Origin of the sequence: Comamonas serinivorans (assembly GCF_002158865.1) — a bacterium.
Taxonomy (GTDB): Bacteria; Pseudomonadota; Gammaproteobacteria; order Burkholderiales; family Burkholderiaceae_C; genus Comamonas_E; species Comamonas_E serinivorans.
The window spans coordinates 117,764-134,546 of sequence record NZ_CP021455.1; the positions used below are offsets into that span (position 1 = coordinate 117,764).

The 16,783-nt window shown below is 70.3% G+C and carries 12 protein-coding genes and 2 pseudogenes; 11 read left to right on the forward strand and 3 right to left on the reverse strand.

Annotation, left to right across the window (positions count from 1 at the left end; all coding sequences use genetic code 11):
- Positions 1 to 11: 11 nt before the first annotated feature.
- Both CCO03_RS00450 and CCO03_RS00455 read left to right on the forward strand, forming a co-directional pair.
- The gene (locus CCO03_RS00450; RefSeq protein WP_087275785.1) at positions 12 to 1,676 is read left to right on the forward strand and encodes a GMC family oxidoreductase; all 1,665 of its coding nucleotides are present in this window, start codon (positions 12 to 14) and stop codon (positions 1,674 to 1,676) included.
- A gap of 479 nt (positions 1,677 to 2,155) precedes the next feature.
- Positions 2,156 to 2,716, forward strand: a complete 561-nt coding sequence (locus CCO03_RS00455; RefSeq protein WP_236903961.1) for a low molecular weight protein-tyrosine-phosphatase — start codon at positions 2,156 to 2,158, stop codon at positions 2,714 to 2,716.
- 287 nt (positions 2,717 to 3,003) lie between these two features.
- Here CCO03_RS00455 and rocF read toward each other — a convergent pair whose 3' ends face one another.
- Together rocF and pdxR are read right to left on the reverse strand one after the other, a co-directional pair.
- Entirely contained in the window at positions 3,004 to 3,999 is a 996-nt protein-coding gene (gene rocF / locus CCO03_RS00460) for an arginase (protein ID WP_087275788.1), read from the reverse strand.
- 147 nt (positions 4,000 to 4,146) lie between these two features.
- The gene (pdxR, locus tag CCO03_RS00465) at positions 4,147 to 5,601 is read right to left on the reverse strand and encodes a MocR-like pyridoxine biosynthesis transcription factor PdxR (protein WP_087275791.1); all 1,455 of its coding nucleotides are present in this window, start codon (positions 5,599 to 5,601) and stop codon (positions 4,147 to 4,149) included.
- A gap of 115 nt (positions 5,602 to 5,716) precedes the next feature.
- Between pdxR and CCO03_RS00470 the strand changes: the two genes are divergently transcribed.
- The 8 genes and pseudogenes from CCO03_RS00470 to CCO03_RS00505 all read left to right on the forward strand — a co-directional run bounded on the left by CCO03_RS00470 (position 5,717) and on the right by CCO03_RS00505 (position 15,168).
- Positions 5,717 to 6,154 carry a carboxymuconolactone decarboxylase family protein gene (locus tag CCO03_RS00470; protein WP_087283847.1) on the forward strand — a complete coding sequence of 146 codons (438 nt, stop codon included), beginning with the start codon at positions 5,717 to 5,719 and terminating at the stop codon, positions 6,152 to 6,154.
- A 14-nt stretch (positions 6,155 to 6,168) separates the two neighbouring features.
- Positions 6,169 to 6,920: pseudogene (locus tag CCO03_RS00475) on the forward strand (SDR family oxidoreductase).
- The gene (locus CCO03_RS00480) at positions 6,910 to 7,314 is read left to right on the forward strand and encodes a hypothetical protein (RefSeq protein WP_087275794.1); all 405 of its coding nucleotides are present in this window, start codon (positions 6,910 to 6,912) and stop codon (positions 7,312 to 7,314) included. The pseudogene CCO03_RS00475 and the gene CCO03_RS00480 overlap by 11 nt, the downstream one beginning before the upstream one ends.
- Positions 7,315 to 7,319: 5 nt before the next feature.
- Positions 7,320 to 7,927, forward strand: a pseudogene (locus CCO03_RS00485) (FMN-dependent NADH-azoreductase).
- A gap of 144 nt (positions 7,928 to 8,071) precedes the next feature.
- Positions 8,072 to 9,838, forward strand: coding sequence for a phosphoenolpyruvate--protein phosphotransferase (gene ptsP / locus CCO03_RS00490; RefSeq protein ID WP_087275797.1), 1,767 nt, complete (start codon positions 8,072 to 8,074; stop codon positions 9,836 to 9,838).
- A 455-nt stretch (positions 9,839 to 10,293) separates the two neighbouring features.
- Positions 10,294 to 12,294, forward strand: coding sequence for a RecQ family ATP-dependent DNA helicase (locus CCO03_RS00495; RefSeq protein WP_236903965.1), 2,001 nt, complete (start codon positions 10,294 to 10,296; stop codon positions 12,292 to 12,294).
- A gap of 185 nt (positions 12,295 to 12,479) precedes the next feature.
- The gene (locus CCO03_RS00500) at positions 12,480 to 13,763 is read left to right on the forward strand and encodes a 5-(carboxyamino)imidazole ribonucleotide synthase (RefSeq protein WP_087283854.1); all 1,284 of its coding nucleotides are present in this window, start codon (positions 12,480 to 12,482) and stop codon (positions 13,761 to 13,763) included.
- A 412-nt stretch (positions 13,764 to 14,175) separates the two neighbouring features.
- Positions 14,176 to 15,168 (forward strand): L-threonylcarbamoyladenylate synthase, encoded by a 993-nt coding sequence (locus CCO03_RS00505; protein WP_087275800.1) that lies wholly within the window; start codon positions 14,176 to 14,178, stop codon positions 15,166 to 15,168.
- Positions 15,169 to 15,363: 195 nt separating this feature from the next.
- On the opposite strand, the gene CCO03_RS00510 is transcribed toward CCO03_RS00505, so the two are convergent.
- Positions 15,364 to 16,143 carry an AraC family transcriptional regulator gene (locus CCO03_RS00510; protein WP_087275803.1) on the reverse strand — a complete coding sequence of 260 codons (780 nt, stop codon included), beginning with the start codon at positions 16,141 to 16,143 and terminating at the stop codon, positions 15,364 to 15,366.
- A 97-nt stretch (positions 16,144 to 16,240) separates the two neighbouring features.
- On the opposite strand from CCO03_RS00510, the gene CCO03_RS00515 reads away from it, so the two are divergent.
- Entirely contained in the window at positions 16,241 to 16,633 is a 393-nt protein-coding gene (locus CCO03_RS00515) for a hypothetical protein (RefSeq protein ID WP_087275806.1), read from the forward strand.
- Positions 16,634 to 16,783 lie beyond the last annotated feature (150 nt).

Genomic DNA, 16,783 nt, shown 5'->3' on the forward strand with positions numbered 1-16,783 from the left:
ACTTGCCGCTCATGCACCCTTTCGACACCGTGATCGTCGGCGCCGGCACCGCCGGCAGCCTCCTGGCCAAGCGCCTGAGCCATGAGCGCCAGCATCGCGTGCTGCTCATCGAGGCCGGCCAGCGCGACGATTACGCCTGGATCCACATCCCCGTAGGCTACCTCTACTGCATCGGCAACCCGCGCACCGACTGGCTCTACCAGACCGAGCCCAGTGCCGGCCTCAACGGGCGCCAGCTGCTGTACCCGCGCGGCAAGACCCTGGGCGGCTGTTCGTCCATCAACGGCATGATCTACATGCGCGGCCAGGCCCGCGACTACGACCACTGGGCCGAGCTCCTGGGCGACGAGGCCTGGCGCTGGGACCAGGTGCTGCCCGCCTTCATGGCCCACGAAGACCACTGGCTGGGCGACGCCGGCCAGTCGCCCGATGCCGAGTTCGCGCGCTACCACGGCCATGGCGGCGAATGGCGCGTCGAAAAGCAGCGCCTGCGCTGGGACATCCTCGACGCGTTCGCGCGTGCGGCCGAGCAGGCCGGCATCCCGGCCACGGCCGATTTCAACCGCGGCGACAACGAAGGCGTGGGCTACTTCCAGGTCAACCAGAAGGACGGCTGGCGCTGGAACACCGCCAAGGCCTTTTTGCGCCCGGCCTGCTATGGGCGCCCGAACTTCGAGATGTGGACCGGCGCGCAGGTCGCCAAGCTGCTGGTCGAGCGCGAGGCGGACGGCCGCCTGCGCTGCCACGGCGTGTGCGTGAAGGTCAACGACGAGCTGGTGGAGGTGCAGGCGGGCCAGGTGCTGCTGTGCGCGGGCGCCATCAATTCGCCCCAGCTGCTGCAGCTGTCGGGCATCGGCCCTGGGGCCCTGCTGCAGCGGCATGGCCTGCCCGTGCTGGCCGATCTGCCCGGCGTGGGCAGCAACCTGCAGGACCACCTGCAGATCCGCGCCGTCTACAAGATCAGGAACGCGCCCACGCTGAACGTGCTGGCCTCGTCCATGCTGGGCAAGGCCCGCATCGGGCTGGAGTACCTGTTCAAGCGCAGCGGCCCCATGAGCATGGCGCCCTCGCAGCTGGGCGCGTTCACACGCTCGTCGCCCGACCGGCCCTGGCCCAACATCCAGTACCACGTGCAGCCGCTCTCGCTCGATGCCTTCGGCCAGCCGCTGCACGCCTTCCCGGCGTTCACGGCCAGCGTCTGCAACCTCAACCCCACCAGCCGCGGCACCGTGCAGATCACCAGCGCGGACTGGCACCAGGCGCCCGCCATCCAGCCCAACTACCTGTCGACCGCGGAAGACCGCCAGGTCGCCGCCGACAGCCTGCGCGTGACCCGGCGCATCGCGGCGCAGCCGGCCCTCGCCCCCTACGCGCCCGAGGAATGGAAGCCCGGCGCGCAGCACGAATCGGACGCCGACCTGGTGCGCCTCGCGGGCGACATCGCCACCACCATCTTTCACCCCGTGGGCACGACCCGCATGGGGGGCGACGGCGACCCCATGGCCGTGCTGACGCCCCGTTTCGAGGTGCGCGACGGCCGCGGCGGCACCATCGCCGGCCTGCGCGTGGTCGATGCAGGCGCCATGCCCACCATCACCAGCGGCAACACCAACAGCCCCACGCTGATGATGGCCGAGCGCGCCGCCGGCTGGCTGCGGCAAGCGGCCCGCCGCTGACGTCAGCGACGGCCGCGCGAGGTGAGCAGGTGAGCAGGTGAGCAGGTGAGCAGGTGAGCAGGTGAGCAGGTGAGCAGGTGAGCAGGTGAGCAGGTGAGCAACAGTATCCACCACCTTCCGTTTTCCATGCAACGAGAGAGCAGCCATACTGCCTGCCTTCTCCATCACCCCTTTTGGACACATCGACCAGCCGTCCCGTCCCTGCGCATGGCACAGGCCAGGTGGCGCACAGCGCCTCGCTCAGCGCAGGCAGGCACCCCAGCTGAACGGTGCCAGCAGGCCACGGCCCGGCCCGACAGCGAGACCGCGCGCCACCCCACCAAACCCGGTCACGCGGTTTCAGGGCGAAGCCGACACAGGCGCGCCAGCCTGCCGGACCTGGGTGACGCCACAGGCCAGGCCAGCGCCTGCCGCGTACTCGACCTCGATCTGGAGGGCGTCGCCCGGCGACTCCGCCCCGCCATGCCATCATCGCCGGCATGTCCGCCCCTGCCTTCATGCCCCCGCCCGCCCCCCTGCCGCGCGTGCTGTTCGTGTGCACCGGCAACATCTGCCGCTCGCCCACGGCCCATGCGCTGCTGGCGCACAAGGCCCGCCAACGCGGCTGGCCCATGACCGTGGACAGCGCCGCCGTCTCGAACGAGGAAGCCGGTCGCCCCATGGACGCGCGCAGCGCCCGCGAGCTGACACGGCGCGGCTACCCGCCACTCACCCATCGCGCCCGCCAGGTGGTGGCGGCAGATTTTTCGCGCTTTGACCTCGTCATCGGCATGACCCAGGCCCATGTGCACGCCCTGCAGCGCCAGCGCGAGCGGGCCCGGCACAGCGCCCCCGGCGCCGAGCTGGCCACGGTGCGGCGCATGCTGGACGTGCTGCCCGGCCCCTTGCATGGCCAGGACGTGCCCGACCCCTGGTATGGCGGCGAGGCCGATTTCATCCACGCCTTCGACCTCATCGACCAGGCCGTGGAGGCCTGGCTGGCCGACTGGGCCAGGCCGACGCCCGCCGACCTGGCGGAACGGCCGCGGGCGGACGCCTGACGCCGCCGTTACCCTCGGCCCAGCCCGGCGCGCATGCGGGTGCCTGGTCAGCGCACGGCGAGCCCGCCGAACCAGCGGGGCATCGGTCGACGTCGCCTCGGGGGTGCGCCATCCACTTCAGCGCCGGACCCGGCCGTGAACCAAAGGGTTGGATCGGGGGCGTGATCGGCCGCTGGATCAACCTGGGGATCGGCAGGCGGCCAAGGCCGCGCCAGGCCCGTGCCCAGACGACCACCGAGACTGCGAACATCCGCCCGGCACCAGGCCGGCCGGCTGCCGGCATGCGCTCAGGACGCCGCGCGCACCAGCGTGCTTTTGCCGAACAGGCTTTGCAGCAGGTCCAGCACCAGCTCGGCCGTCTGGTTGCGCACGTCCAGCACGGGGTTGAGCTCCACCAGGTCCATGGAGCCCAGGCAGCCGGTGTCGGCCAGCATCTCCATGCACAACTGGGCCTCGCGGTAGGTGGGGCCGCCGCGCGCGGTGGTGCCGGTGCCCGGCGCCAGCTCGGGGTCGAGGAAGTCGACGTCGAAACTCAGGTGGAGGTGCACATCGGGCGCGTGCACGTCGCGCAGCACGCGGCGCATCACCTCGGGCATGCCCAGCTCGTCGATGGCGCGCATGTCATAGGCCTCGATGCCGAAGCGGGCGATGCGCGCTTTTTCCGCCGCGTCCACGCTGCGCAGGCCGACCTGGCGCAAGGCCGTGGCCGGCAAGGGCGGGCGCGCCAGGGCCTGCAAGGCCTGGGGCCCATGGCCGAGCAGCACCGACACCGGCATGCCGTGGATGTTGCCGCTGGGCGAGCTGCGCGCGTCGTTGCAGTCGGCATGGGCGTCCAGCCAGACCACGCGCAGGGTTTTGCCCTGGCGCGCGCAGTGCTGCGCCACGGCCGGGATGGAGCCCATGGCCAGGTGGTGGTCGCCCCCGAGCAGCAGTGGCAGGCTGCCGCCGGCCAGGGCCTGGGCCACTGCCTCGTGCACCAGGCCGCACCAGCGCACGCACGCGTCCAGGTGGTGCAGGCCACTGCGGTCGGGGCGGGGCTGGCGGTGCACGGCGCTGGCCGGGCCCCGCAGGTTGCCGCCGTCCTGCACGGCCACGCCCTGAGCGGCAAGGGCGTCAGCCAGGCCGGCGATGCGCAAGGCATCGGGCCCCAGCCGGGCGCCGGCACGGGCGGCGCCGGCGTCGCAGGGCGCGCCGATGAGGCGCACGCGTTGTGGTTGATCGATCGGGGTATGGCCATCTTCCCATTGTGAAGAAGACGATAAATGAGGCGTACTGCTGTTCATGGTGACGTGATCCTGAGGTCGACTGGGTGGCTTGGGCCCATTCTGCGCGGCGGTTCAGGCCTGCGCCAGAGGGCCCGGTCTTGCCGGCCGGCCGCCAGCGCTGCTCGGTGAGCAAGGCCTTACGGACCCGGCATCTGGCGTGCCCGCTCACCCCAACGCCGCCTGGAGCCGGCCGGCCAGGCGCAGGGCCTCGCGCTCGTCGGCGATGTTGGCAAAACCCATCAACAGCCCCTGGCGCGGCGGCGCCGCCATGTACCAGCGCGACAGCGGGTGCACCGCCAGGCCGGCGTCGCGGGCGCGCTCGGCCAGCGCCATGTCGCTGTCGCCATCGGCCAGCCGGGCCAGCAGGTGCAGGCCACCCGGCCGCAGGTCGATGCGCACCCGCTCGCCCAGCACGCGCTGAAACGCCCGCTGCGCGACGGCGCGGCGCTCGGCGTACAGCTGGCGCATCTTCTTCAGGTGGCGCGGGAAATGCCCTTGCGCCATGAAATCCGCCACGCTGGACTGCAGCAGGTAGGGGCTGCCCGCGTTCAAGTTGGACGACACCGCCTGAAACCGCCGCACCGCGCTGAGCGGCGCCACCGCATAAGCCAGCCGCAGGCCCGGAAACATCACCTTGCTGAAGGTGCCGGCGTAGATCACGCGGTCGTTCCGGTCCAGGCTCTTGAGGGCTGGCAAGGGCCGGCCCTGGTAGCGGAATTCGCTGTCGTAATCGTCCTCGATGATCCAGCTGCCGGCCTCGCTGGCCCAGTCGAGCAGCGCCATGCGGCGCTCGAGCGACAAGGTGACGCCCAGCGGGCTCTGGTTGGACGGCGTCACCATCGCGAACCGGGCGTAAGGGCTCAGCCGCCGCCCCTCGTCGACGCGCAGACCGTGCTCGTCGACCGGCACGGGCACCACCGTGACCGCCGCGTTGTGCAGAAAGGGCCGTGCCAGGATGTAGCCGGGATCTTCGAACCAAAAGGCATCGCCGGGGCTGGACAGGCTGCGCAGGCTCAGCTCCAGCGTGGTGCGCAAGCCGGTGGTGACGAAGACCTGCTCGGGCACACAGCTCACGCCGCGCGACACGCCCAGGTAGGTGGCGATGCGCTCGCGCAGCTCTTCGAAGCCCTGCGGATCGGGGTAGCCCAGCCGCATGGGTTCGCTGCCGCGCAGGCGATGCGTGACCAGCCGGTTCCACACCTTGCGTGGAAAGGCGTCGAGCGCGGGCAGGCCCAGCTGCAGCGGTTTGGGCGCCTTGCCGTCGTGGTCCACGATGGTGGCCGGGGCCACCGGGGGCAGACTGCCCTGCGGCCGGGCCACCACCGCCTGCGGCAGGCGGGGCGAGACCACCGTGCCCGCGGCCCCGCGACCCTGGAAATAGCCTTCATCCGCCAGGATGCGGTAGGCGAGGTCCACCGTGCTCCGCGCCAGGCTCAGCTCGGCCGCCAGCGCGCGGGCGGCGGGTACGCGATCGCCGGCCCGCAGGTGGCCCAACTCGATGGCCGTTTTGAAGCGCTGGCAGATCTGCAGGTACATCGGCTGGTCCAGCGTGCGATCGATGCGCAGCTGCAGCGCCGATGGCGTTTCAGCGTTGCGGAAAGAGGGGACAGACGTGTTCATGGCCTGGTCATTTTTGCATTTCTTGGCTGTTTCGACATGGCCAAGAGGCTCGCATACTTCGCTTCAACCCAGGCCTCAGCGGCCGCGGCCCTCTCCCTCTTTCAAGGACTTGGACATGCAAACCCGACTCGATTTCTACGCCGCCCATCCCGCCATCGTGAAGGCCCTCATGGGCGTGGAACAGCAGATTGCCAAAAGCCCGCTGGACACCCTGCTCAAGGAGCTGGTGCGCCTGCGCGCCTCGCAGATCAACGGCTGCGCCTTCTGCCTGGACATGCACGTGGCCGAGGCCACCCAGGCCGGCGAGTCCCCCCGCCGCCTGGCGACCGTTGCCGCCTGGCGGGAAACGCCGTTTTTCAGCGACCGCGAGCGCGCGGCGCTGGCCTGGACGGAATCGCTGACCCTCGTGTCCGACAACCACGTGCCCGATGCCGTGTGGGAGGCCGTGCGCCCGCACTTCACCGACACCGAACTGGTGGAGCTGACAGCCTTGATCACCTCGATCAACAGCTGGAACCGCCTGGCCATTGCCTTCCGCAAGATGCCGTCGTGAACCGGAGCCTCCACATGAAAATCCTCGTCATCGGCGGCAGCGGGCTGATCGGCTCCAAGGTCGTGAACAACCTGCGTCAACTGGGGTATGAAGTCACAGCCGGCTCTCCCAAAACGGGCATCAATGCATACACCGGCGAAGGCTTGACCGAAGCCCTGCGCGACACCCAGGTGGTCATCGACGTGAGCAACTCGCCCTCGTTCGAAGACCGGGCGGTCCTGGACTTCTTCGAGACCTCGGGCCGCAAGCTGCTGGCGGCAGAAGCAGCCGCCGGCGTGCAGCACCACATTGCGCTGTCGGTCGTGGGCACGGAGCGCCTGCAGGACAGCGGCTACTTCCGCGCCAAGCTGGCGCAGGAGGCCCTGATCGAGGCCGCGGGTCTGCCCTACACCATCGTGCGCTCCACCCAGTTCTTCGAATTCCTGGGCGGCATCGCCCAGTCCAGCACGACGGGCAACGCCATCCGCCTGTCGACGGCGCCGGTGCAGCCGATCTCGTCCGACGACATCGCCGCGATCGTCGCCGACACGGCGCTGGCCCCGCCGCTGAACGGCCGCTTCGACGCCGCCGGGCCTGAACGGCTTGGGCTGGCCACGTTGATGGCGCACTACCTGCAGCGGCTGGGCGACCCGCGCACCGTGGTGCCGGATCCCCAGGCGCCGTACTACGGCGCCCAGCTGGACGCGCAATCGCTGGTGCCGGCCGGCCCGCGCGACTGGGCAGCACCCGCTTCGCGGCCTGGTTCGGCAAATCGTATGGCGCATGACCCGGCCGCCGGCGGGCCCGCCCTGGACCTGCGCCACGTGGACAACGACGCCGAGCTGCAGGCCTCGTTCGCCGTCATGCAGGCGCTGCGTCCCCACTGGCAGGACGCCGCCCGCTACCGCGAACAGTTCGCGCGGCAACGCACCCAGGGCTACCGCCTGCAGCACACGCTGCTGCATGGCCGTTCGGTGGTCGTCGACGACCGGGTCGTGACGGCATCGGCGCGCGGGCTGCGCGTGGGCGAGCGCCTGGTGCAAGCGGTGCGCCAGCAGGCGCGGCAGCTGCAGGCCCACCACCTGGTGCTGGACACCGGTCTGCACATGGCGCTGGCCCAGCGCTTTGACGTTCGCCAGGGGCTGCTCGCCCGTGGTCTGCACTTTGTCGAACCCCTGTAACCCCCATGAAACGCATCCTGCTTGTGAACAGCGGCCCGCACGGCACCGACAGCCATGGCCACCAGCTGGTCACCAACCTGCTGGCCGACGCGGCCATGCCGGCCCACCGGGTGACCGTGCGCGACCTCGTGGCCTCGCCACTGCCGCCCATCGGCCGCGACTACGCGCTGGCCATCACCGCCAACGCCGCGCCCGAGGCACCCGCATTCGCCTGGTCGGAGAAGCTCATCGTCGAACTTGAGGCAGCGAGGTGCTGCTGATCGTCACGCCCATGCACAACTTCACCGTGCCGGCGACGCTCAAGCTCTGGCTGGATCACGTCATCCGCATCCACCGCAGCTTTGCCCCGTCGCCCGAGGGCAAGCTCGGCCTGGTGAAAGACCGGCCCACCTTCGTGCTGGTCAGCTCGGGCGGCTTTCACACCGGCGAGCGCGCCCGGCAGGCGGATTTCCTGACGCCTTACCTGCGCTACGCGCTCGCCTCCATCGGCATCGCCGACGTGCGCTTCATCCTGCTGCAAGGGCTGGTGTTCGGCCCCGACGCCGTGGCCAGCGCCGTGCAAGCCGCGCGTGGCCAGCTGCGCGATGCGCTGATCCAGGCCACGGCCGCCTGAGCCCGCGCCGATCCACACAGGGCGCGCTCGACGCACGTGCCGCTCCACGCGAGGGCGGCAGCGGCGCGATTTGGCGTCGGCCTGGCGACCGCGACCACCGGTCAGCCTGGCCGGGACGCGCCGGCTGCGCGTAGACTCTGGCGCATGGCGTTCTGCTTGCAGGGTTTCCCCGTCTCGCGTGGCGTGGCCATTGGCCGCGCTGTCCGCATTGCGCCCACGCACCTGGACGTGGCGCGCTACTTCATCGAACCCGATCAGGTCGATGCGGAGTGGGAGCGCCTGCGCGCCGCACGCGACGCGGTGGCGCACGAGCTGCGCCAGCTCGCGCTCAGCCTGCAGCGCGACAAGGCGGCCGAAACCTCGTCCGAGCTGCTGGCCCTGCTCGAGGTGCACCTCATGCTGCTGCACGACGAAATGCTGGCGGCCAGCGTGCGCGACATCATCACCCAGCGCCGCTACGGCGCCGAGTGGGCGCTGGTGACGCAGCTGGAGATCACCTCCAAGCAGTTCGACGAGATGGCCGACCCCTACCTGCGCGAGCGCAAGGCCGATGTGCAGCAGGTGGTCGACCGCATGCTGCGCCACCTGAAGGGCACGCCCAGCCCCACCAGCCTGTCAGCCAGTGCCACCACCCAGCTGAACGCGGGGCAGGGCGAGGCGGCCAACACGCCGCTGGTGCTGGTCGCACACGACCTGTCGCCGGCCGACATGCTGAATTTCAAGAAGACGGTGTTCGCCGGCTTCGTGACCGACGTGGGCGGCAAAACCAGCCACACGGCCATCGTGGCACGCAGCATGGACATCCCGGCCGTGGTCGGTGCCCGCTCGGCCAGCCAGCTGGTGCGCCAGGGCGACATGGTCATCATCGACGGCGACGCGGGCGTGCTCATCGTCGAGCCCTCGCCCATCCTGCTGCAGGAATACGCCTTCAAGCAACGCCAGGGCGAGATCGAGCGCGAGCGCCTGAACCGCCTCATCCACACCCCGGCCGTCACGCTCGACGGCCAGGAGATCGAGCTGCTGGCCAACATCGAGGTGCCCAGCGACGCCACGGCGGCGCGCAACGTGGGCGCCATGGGCGTGGGCCTGTTCCGCAGCGAATTCCTCTTCATGGGCCGCGGCGGCGATTTGCCCAGCGAAGACGAGCAGTACGAGTCCTACCGCCTGGCCGTGCAGAACATGAACGGCCGCCCCGTCACCATCCGCACGGTGGACGTGGGCGCCGACAAGCCGCTGGACGGCCACAAGAGCGACCAGCTGAACCCGGCGCTGGGCCTGCGCGCGATCCGCTGGAGCCTGTCCGAGCCCAGCATGTTCCTCGCCCAGCTGCGCGCCATCTTGCGCGCCGCCGCCCATGGCCCGGTGCACCTGCTGCTGCCCATGCTGGGCAGCGTGAAAGAGGCCAAGCAGGCGCTGGGCTTCATCGAACGCGCGCGCCAGGAGCTGCAGGCCCGCGATGTCGCGCACGGCGCGGTGCAGGTTGGCGCCATGATCGAGGTGCCCGGGGCCGCGCTCATGGCGCGTGAATTCGCGCAGCTGTTCGACTTCCTGTCCATCGGCACCAACGACCTCATCCAGTACACGCTGGCCATCGACCGCGCCGACGAAGCGGTGGCCCACCTCTACGACCCGCTGCACCCTGCGGTGCTGCGGTTGGTGGAAACCACCATCCGCGAAGGCCGGGCAGCCGGCAAACCCGTGACCGTGTGCGGCGAAATGGCGGGCGACCCCAGCATGACGCGCCTGCTGCTCGGCCTGGGGTTGCGCAGCTTCTCCATGCACCCCACGCGCATCCTGCCGATCAAAAAAGAGGTGCTGCAAAGCGACACGCACAAGCTGGCGCCCTGGGCCAACGCGCTGCTGCGCAGCGACGACGTGCAAGCGGCCATGGACCACGCGCCTGGCGGATGAGCGCGGCCCTTGGCACGCAGATTTTTTGTGAATGGCAGTATGGCCTTGTTGCCGTTCATTTGAGAACGGCAACAAGGCCATACTCTTGATGCAGGCTGCCTTCGACCTTTCACCACACGCCTGACCTGCAGGTTCGGCACGCGCGGCGCGCATCGGCGCGTCGTGGATTCGTGAGACGGCCTGGGCGACGCGGTGGCACCTCATGCCGGGCGCCACTGAAGCGTCGCGTGCGGCGGCGCCGATGGCTCACCGCCTGTCGGGGCCGACTCGAGCGCGCTGCAGTCGTGGCCAACACGCGGCCAGCGCGAATCGGCCGCCAAGCGGTTCACGGCTTCGACGTCCATGACACCCCCGATCCGGCCTGCGGCTATGCTCGGCCATCCCGCCATGACCGCGCCGGTCTGTGCCGGCCCGGCCCCTCGCACCGGCCCTGCGGCCGCCCACAGCCGTCCCCCTTGTTGACCGAAAGCCCCCGTTTGCCCACGCCCACCGCCACGCCCCAGCACATCCTGCAGGATGTCTTTGGCTACCCCCAGTTCCGCGGCCAGCAGGGCGCCATCGTCGAGCGCGTGAGCGCGGGCGGCGACGCGCTGGTGCTCATGCCCACGGGCGGCGGCAAGTCGCTGTGCTACCAGGTGCCGGCCATCGCCCGCCATGCAGCGGGGCAGGGCGTGACCATCGTGGTCTCGCCCCTGATCGCGCTCATGCAGGACCAGGTGGGCGCCCTGCAGGAGCTGGGTGTGGCCGCCGCCTTCCTCAACTCCACGTTGGACTGGGCCGAGGCCCAGGAGGTGGAACATCGCCTGCTGCGCGCCGACCTCACGCTGCTGTACGCCGCGCCCGAACGCGTGCTGACGCCGCGCTTCCTCGACCTGCTGGACAAGCTGCATGCGCGCGGCAAGCTGGCCCTGTTCGCCATCGACGAAGCCCACTGCGTGAGCCAGTGGGGGCATGACTTCCGCCCCGAGTACCGGCAGCTGACCCTGCTGCACGAACGCTATGCCGGCGTGCCGCGCGTGGCGCTGACGGCCACGGCCGATGCGTTGACGCGCAGCGACATCGTCGAACGCCTGCAGCTGCAGGCGGCCGAGGTCTTCATCAGCAGCTTCGACCGGCCGAACATCCGCTACACCATCGTCGACAAGCAGCGCGATCCCACGCGCCAGCTGCTGCGCTTCATCCAGGACGAGCACGAGGGCGACACCGGCATCGTGTACGCGCTGTCGCGCAAGCGGGTGGAGGAGGTGGCCCAGGCCCTGTGCGAGTCCGGCCTGGACGCCATGCCCTACCACGCCGGCCTGCCGCAGGCCACGCGCGCGGCCAACCTCGCGCGCTTCCTGCGCGACGACGGCGTCATCATGGTGGCGACCATCGCCTTCGGCATGGGCATCGACAAACCCGACGTGCGCTTCGTCGCCCACGTCGACCTGCCCAAGAACATCGAGGCCTATTACCAGGAAACCGGCCGCGCCGGCCGCGATGGCGAACCCGCCCATGCGTGGATGGCCTACGGCCTGCAGGACGTGGTGAACCAGCGCCGCATGATCGACACGAGCGAGGCCGGCGACGATTTCAAGCAGGTGCTCACCGGCAAGCTGGATGCGCTGCTGGCCCTGGCCGAAGCCACCGACTGCCGCCGGGTGCGGCTGCTGGCCTACTTCGGCGAGAAATACCAAGGGCCCCCACGCTCCCCGGCTTCGCCTGGTCCGCTGCCCCTAAGCTGGGCGCCCCCCGAGGGGGCTGGCCTTGCTCGGGGCGGCCCTTCGCTGCGGCCGGTCTTGCCGGTCAGACACTGCGGAAATTGCGACAACTGCCTGAACCCGCCGCAAACCTGGGACGCCACCGAGGTGGCGCGCAAGCTGCTGTCCACCATCTACCGCCTGCGCCAGGCCTCGGGCTTTGCGTTCGGCGCCGGCCACGTGATGGACGTGCTGCGCGGGCGCGAAACCGACAAGGTCAAGCAATACGGGCACGAACGGCTGTCGACCTTTGGCCTGGAAGCCCGCCTGGGCGAGCCGCAGCTGCGCCAGGTGCTGCGCCAGCTCATCGCCATGGGCGCCGTGCACGTGGATGCCAGCGCCTACAACACGCTGAACCTCGCCGACGCGGCGCGCGCCATCCTGCGGGGCGAGCAGGCCCTGGCGCTGCGCCCCCTGGAGTCGGGCCGCAGCGAGCGCAAACGCGAACGCTCGGCCTTGAGCAAGACGCCCAGCCAGGCCGAGCAGAACCTGTCGTCGCGCGGCAAGGCCCGGCTGACGGCCCTGCAACACTGGCGCGCCCAGCTGGCCAAACAGACCGGCAAACCCGCCTACGTGATCTTCAGCAACGCCACGCTGCTGGCCATCGCCGAGCTGGATCCGCAGTCGCTGGACGACCTGGCCCAGGTGTCGGGCGTGGGCGCCGCCAAGCTGGCCAGCCACGGCGAGGCGGTGCTGCGGGTGCTGGGCGAGGTGTAGCGGCCCGCGCGGCCAATCGGTCCCTGCGGCCTTGCGCGAGCCGGCGATGCAGGCCTGGTTCAGCTCGGGTGCAGGCCGTTCAGGCCACCTCCACCGCCAAGGCATCGCCGTGTGGCCAGTGCGCGGGTCGCTTGCGCACGCGGCGCCTGCCGCGCAAGCCCGCGGAACGCGGCGAAAATAGCGCCATGAGCACCGCCACACCCACATCCCGCCTTCCCATCCGCCCTTTGCTGCCCGGCCAGACCGTGGACGGACGCCCCGCGACCCTGGGCGTGCTGGGCGGCGGCCAGTTGGGCCGCATGTTCGTGCAGGCCGCGCAGTCGCTGGGGTTCGATGCCGTGGTCCTGGACCCCGAGGCGACCAGCCCCGCCGGCCAGGTCAGCCACCTGACGGTGCAGGGCGCTTACGACGACCGCCAGGCGCTGGCCCGGCTGGCCGGCATCGCGCATGCGGTGACAACCGAGTTCGAGAACGTGCCGGCCGACTCCATGGCCGAGCTGGCCAGCCGCCTGCCCGTGGCGCCGCAGGCCGACGCCGTGGCCATCGCGCAGGACCGCGTGCGTGAAAAAGCCTTGTTCAAGCGCTGCGAGCCCGACAGCAACGTCGGCCCCGCGCCCTATGCCGTGATCGAGACCGCGGCCGACGTGGACGCCGCCCCCGAGGCGCTGTTCCCCGGCGTGCTGAAAACCGCGCGCCTGGGTTACGACGGCAAGGGTCAGGCCAACGTGGCCACGCGCGACGAGCTGCGCGCGGCCTGGCAGCAGCTGGGCGGCGTGGTCTGCGTGCTCGAGCAGCGGCTGTCGCTGCAGGACGAGTGCTCGGTCATCATCGCGCGCGGCGCCGACGGCACGGTGGTGCACCTGCCCATGCAGCGCAACCTGCACCGGGGCGGCATCCTGGCCATGACCGAGGTCTACGAAGGCAACGTGCCGCGCAGCCTGGCCAACCATGCCGTGCAGGCCACCCGCCACATCGCCCAGGCGCTGGATTACGTGGGCGTGCTGTGCGTGGAGTTCTTCGTGCTGAGCGATGGCCGGCTGGTGGTCAACGAAATGGCGCCGCGCCCGCACAACAGCGGCCACTACTCGGTCGATGCCTGCGACGTGTCGCAGTTCGACCTGCAGGTGCGCACGCTGGCGGGCCTGCCGCTGCTGCAGCCGCGGCTGCACAGCCCCACCGTCATGCTCAACCTGCTGGGCGACCTGTGGTTCGATGCCGCCGGCCAGCCGCGCGAGCTGCCCTGGGCCCAGTTGCTGGCCCTGCCGGGCTGTCACCTGCACCTGTATGGCAAGCGCGAGGCGCGTGCCGGTCGCAAGATGGGCCACCTGACCCTCACCGCCGCCACGATCGAGGCCGTGCGCGCCACGGCGCGCGAGGCGGCGGCCCTGCTGGGCATGGCGCCCTGGTGGGACGACGCGGCCAGCGCCGCCCAGGTGCGGGCCGCCACCGACTCGGTGCAGGATGAATGACGGGCAGGCACCGCGCGATGACGCCCCGCCGGCGCGGGCCGCAAGGCCGGGTTCCGCTCGGCGCACCGCCCGGTGGCCCGGCTTGCTGTCTGATGCGCGCAGCCCGATGAAGGCCGCACAGGGTGCCGAGCGACGCGAAGGGCTCCGGCCGGCTGCAGCCTCTTGGTGCCGCGAATCGGCACTCTGCGCCGGGCTGCAGCAGCCACACCGGGGTCCACCGCACGCCCGCCCGCCCTGTGGGTCACGCGCGATGGAAACGGCATGCAGGGCGTACCAGGCAACCCTCCGTCCCCGGTCCCTTGACATGGCAAACAGCGATCGGCCCATGACCGCTGCACCAAACCTTCATTCAACTCAGTATGACCATGTTGCCGTTTTATTTTGAACGGTGATGGACTGATACCCCGAAACCATGATTTTGAACGGCCAATCGCCCGACGCCATTGCGCAAGCCGTGCAGGCGCTGTCGGCGGGCGCGCTCATCGGCCTGCCCACCGAAACCGTCTACGGCCTGGCAGCCGATGCCCACCGCGCCAGCGCCGTGGCGCAGATTTTTTCGCGCAAGGGCCGGCCCAGCACGCACCCGCTGATCGTGCACGTGGCCGGGCCAGACGACGTGCCGCGCTTTGCCCAGGCCGTGCCGGTGTTCGCCCAGCAGCTGATCGACGCCTTCTGGCCCGGCCCGCTCACCGTCATCCTGCCGCGCCTCGCGGGCGTGGCCGAGGTCGCCGCCGGTGGCCACGCCAGCGTGGGTTTGCGCTGCCCCTCGCACCCCGTCGCGCAGGCGCTGCTGCTCGCCTGTCGCGAGGCCGGCATGGCCGGTCTGGCGGCGCCCAGCGCCAACCGCTTTGGCCAGGTCAGCCCGACCACCGCCGAGCATGTGCGCGAGGCCTTTGGCGACGAGCTGCTCGTGCTCGATGGCGGGGCCTGTGCCGTCGGCATCGAGTCGACCATCGTCGACTGCACGCGCTCGGCCCCGGTGCTGCTGCGGCCCGGTGGCATCAGCCGCACGCAGATCGAGCAGGTGACGGGCCTGGCGGTGCTGGACCGCGAAGCCCTGGCCACGCCTGATCCGCAAGCACCCGGCACCCTGCTGGCGCACTACGCGCCCAAGGCCAAGCTGCGCTTGATGGACGCCAAGGCGCTCCAGACCGCACTCGACGTGCTGGGCCCGGACGCGGCCCACATCGCCATCTGGTCGCGCAGCACACTCACCACACCGGCCAAGGGCGTGACCGTGCGCCCCATGCCGGCCCAGGCTGCCCAGGCCGCCCAGCAGCTGTTCGCCACGCTGCGCGACTTCGACCACCTGGGCGCCCGGCTGATCTGGGTGGAAACGCCCCCGCCGGACGCCGCCTGGGAGGGCGTGAGCGACCGGCTGCAGCGCGCCGCAGCCTCGGCCTGATCGCCGCGGGCATGTCACCTCGCCGCTCAGCCCTTCAAAGGCGCGCCAAGCACGGGGCATCAGGGCGCAGACCAACGACCTGACGCCAGGCGGATGGTGCGCCAAAGCAGGGCCAACCGATGGCGGTTGTGCGCAGGGTATGGCCCGCAAAAGCCCGATGGCCCATGGCGCCAGCGCATCCGATTGAATGTCGGGTCAGCGCATCAATGCTTCGTATTGCCCCGGTGTAAACCCCAAAATTTGCCGAAACATGGCGATGAACGCGCTCACGTTGCCATAGCCCAAATCCAGCGCAACCGCCTTCACCGGCCTGCCAGCAGCCAACAGTTCCAGCGCCTTCAACAGGCGCACGCGCTGGCGCCATTCGGTGAAGGTGAATCCCGTATCGGTCACGAAGCGACGGGTCAGCGTGCGCGGCGCGATGCCGGCCCATTCGGCCCATTCCACCAGCAGGCGCCCGTCATCGGGCCGATCAGACAGCGCCTGGGCAACCCTGAGCAGGCGTGCGTCCTGCGGCATGGGCAGACCCAGCGCCGCGTGCTGCGACGATCGGATCTCATCGAGGATGACGCCCGCCAGACGTGCCTGAGGCCCGTCCAGGACATCGCCCGTCCACGAGGCCGCACGCACCACGGCTTCGCGCAGCAGGCCGGGCACGGCCAGAACGCACGACTCGCCGGGTAGGTCCAGGCACGCGAATGCCGCCACGTACACGCTCCAACCCGAGAACGGCCCATGCGAACGCAAGCCATGTGGCACGTCTGGCGGTATCCAGACGGCGTGCGTGGCCGGCACGACCCACCGTCTGCTGCCGGCATCGACCGACAGCAGGCCCTGCTCCGCCCCAAGCAACTGTCCACGCGCATGACGGTGGCGGCGCGTCACGCGCACCGCGCCGGAGCGGCGGACCACGGCCCGCAAAAGCGGGCCGCGAGGGTCTGCGGCCTGCGACGGCAGGACCATTGGATCGGGCATGGTTGGCCTCAAAAGCGCATGGAAGGACTTTTATAACGTACTCAAGCCGACTCGACTCAACCTACAGTGACGGTTCGATCCCCGAGGCACGACACCCATGCGAACAACCGACATCCGCACCGCTTTGGACGACATCCTCAACCAGCAGCAACGTCCGCTGGAAGACGTTCTCGATCGCCATTTCAGTCCCGGCTACACGCAGCGCACCAACGGACACTGTGACGATCGCGAAGCGTTTGCGCAGCACGCGCGCAAACTGCGCGAGGTGGTGGCATCCGCCCGCATCGAGGTGTTGGACGAACTGCGAGACGGCCAGCGCTACGCCGACCGCCATCGCGTCCGCGTCACCAAACGCGATGGCACGCAAGTCGTGCAGGAGGTGTATCTGTTCGCGGAACTGGATGCCGAAGGGCGCTTCGCGCGCATCGAGGAAACCACGCTGATGCTCGAAGGCGCGGAGGCCGACCGTGAGATGGGCAACATGAAGTGATGCTGGTGCCGTGGGCGATGCCGTCAGCATGGGTGTTCCGCACATTCCGACCGCTGGCGGAGCGAAGTCGCGGCGGGCTTTGACTCCGGGCGTGGCGACTGCTGCACCCAGAGCAGGCGACGCGCGACAGTCCAGCGAGGTACCAGGCTG

Coding starts and splice junctions, on each gene's coding strand:
- CCO03_RS00450 (WP_087275785.1), top strand. CDS start 12: ATGCACCCTTTCGACACCGTGATCGTCGGCGCCGGCACCGCCGGCAGC.
- CCO03_RS00455 (WP_236903961.1), top strand. CDS start 2,156: ATGTCCGCCCCTGCCTTCATGCCCCCGCCCGCCCCCCTGCCGCGCGTG.
- rocF (WP_087275788.1), bottom strand. CDS start 3,999: ATGAACAGCAGTACGCCTCATTTATCGTCTTCTTCACAATGGGAAGAT.
- pdxR (WP_087275791.1), bottom strand. CDS start 5,601: ATGAACACGTCTGTCCCCTCTTTCCGCAACGCTGAAACGCCATCGGCG.
- CCO03_RS00470 (WP_087283847.1), top strand. CDS start 5,717: ATGCAAACCCGACTCGATTTCTACGCCGCCCATCCCGCCATCGTGAAG.
- CCO03_RS00480 (WP_087275794.1), top strand. CDS start 6,910: ATGGCGCATGACCCGGCCGCCGGCGGGCCCGCCCTGGACCTGCGCCAC.
- ptsP (WP_087275797.1), top strand. CDS start 8,072: ATGGCGTTCTGCTTGCAGGGTTTCCCCGTCTCGCGTGGCGTGGCCATT.
- CCO03_RS00500 (WP_087283854.1), top strand. CDS start 12,480: ATGAGCACCGCCACACCCACATCCCGCCTTCCCATCCGCCCTTTGCTG.
- CCO03_RS00505 (WP_087275800.1), top strand. CDS start 14,176: ATGATTTTGAACGGCCAATCGCCCGACGCCATTGCGCAAGCCGTGCAG.
- CCO03_RS00510 (WP_087275803.1), bottom strand. CDS start 16,143: ATGCCCGATCCAATGGTCCTGCCGTCGCAGGCCGCAGACCCTCGCGGC.
- CCO03_RS00515 (WP_087275806.1), top strand. CDS start 16,241: ATGCGAACAACCGACATCCGCACCGCTTTGGACGACATCCTCAACCAG.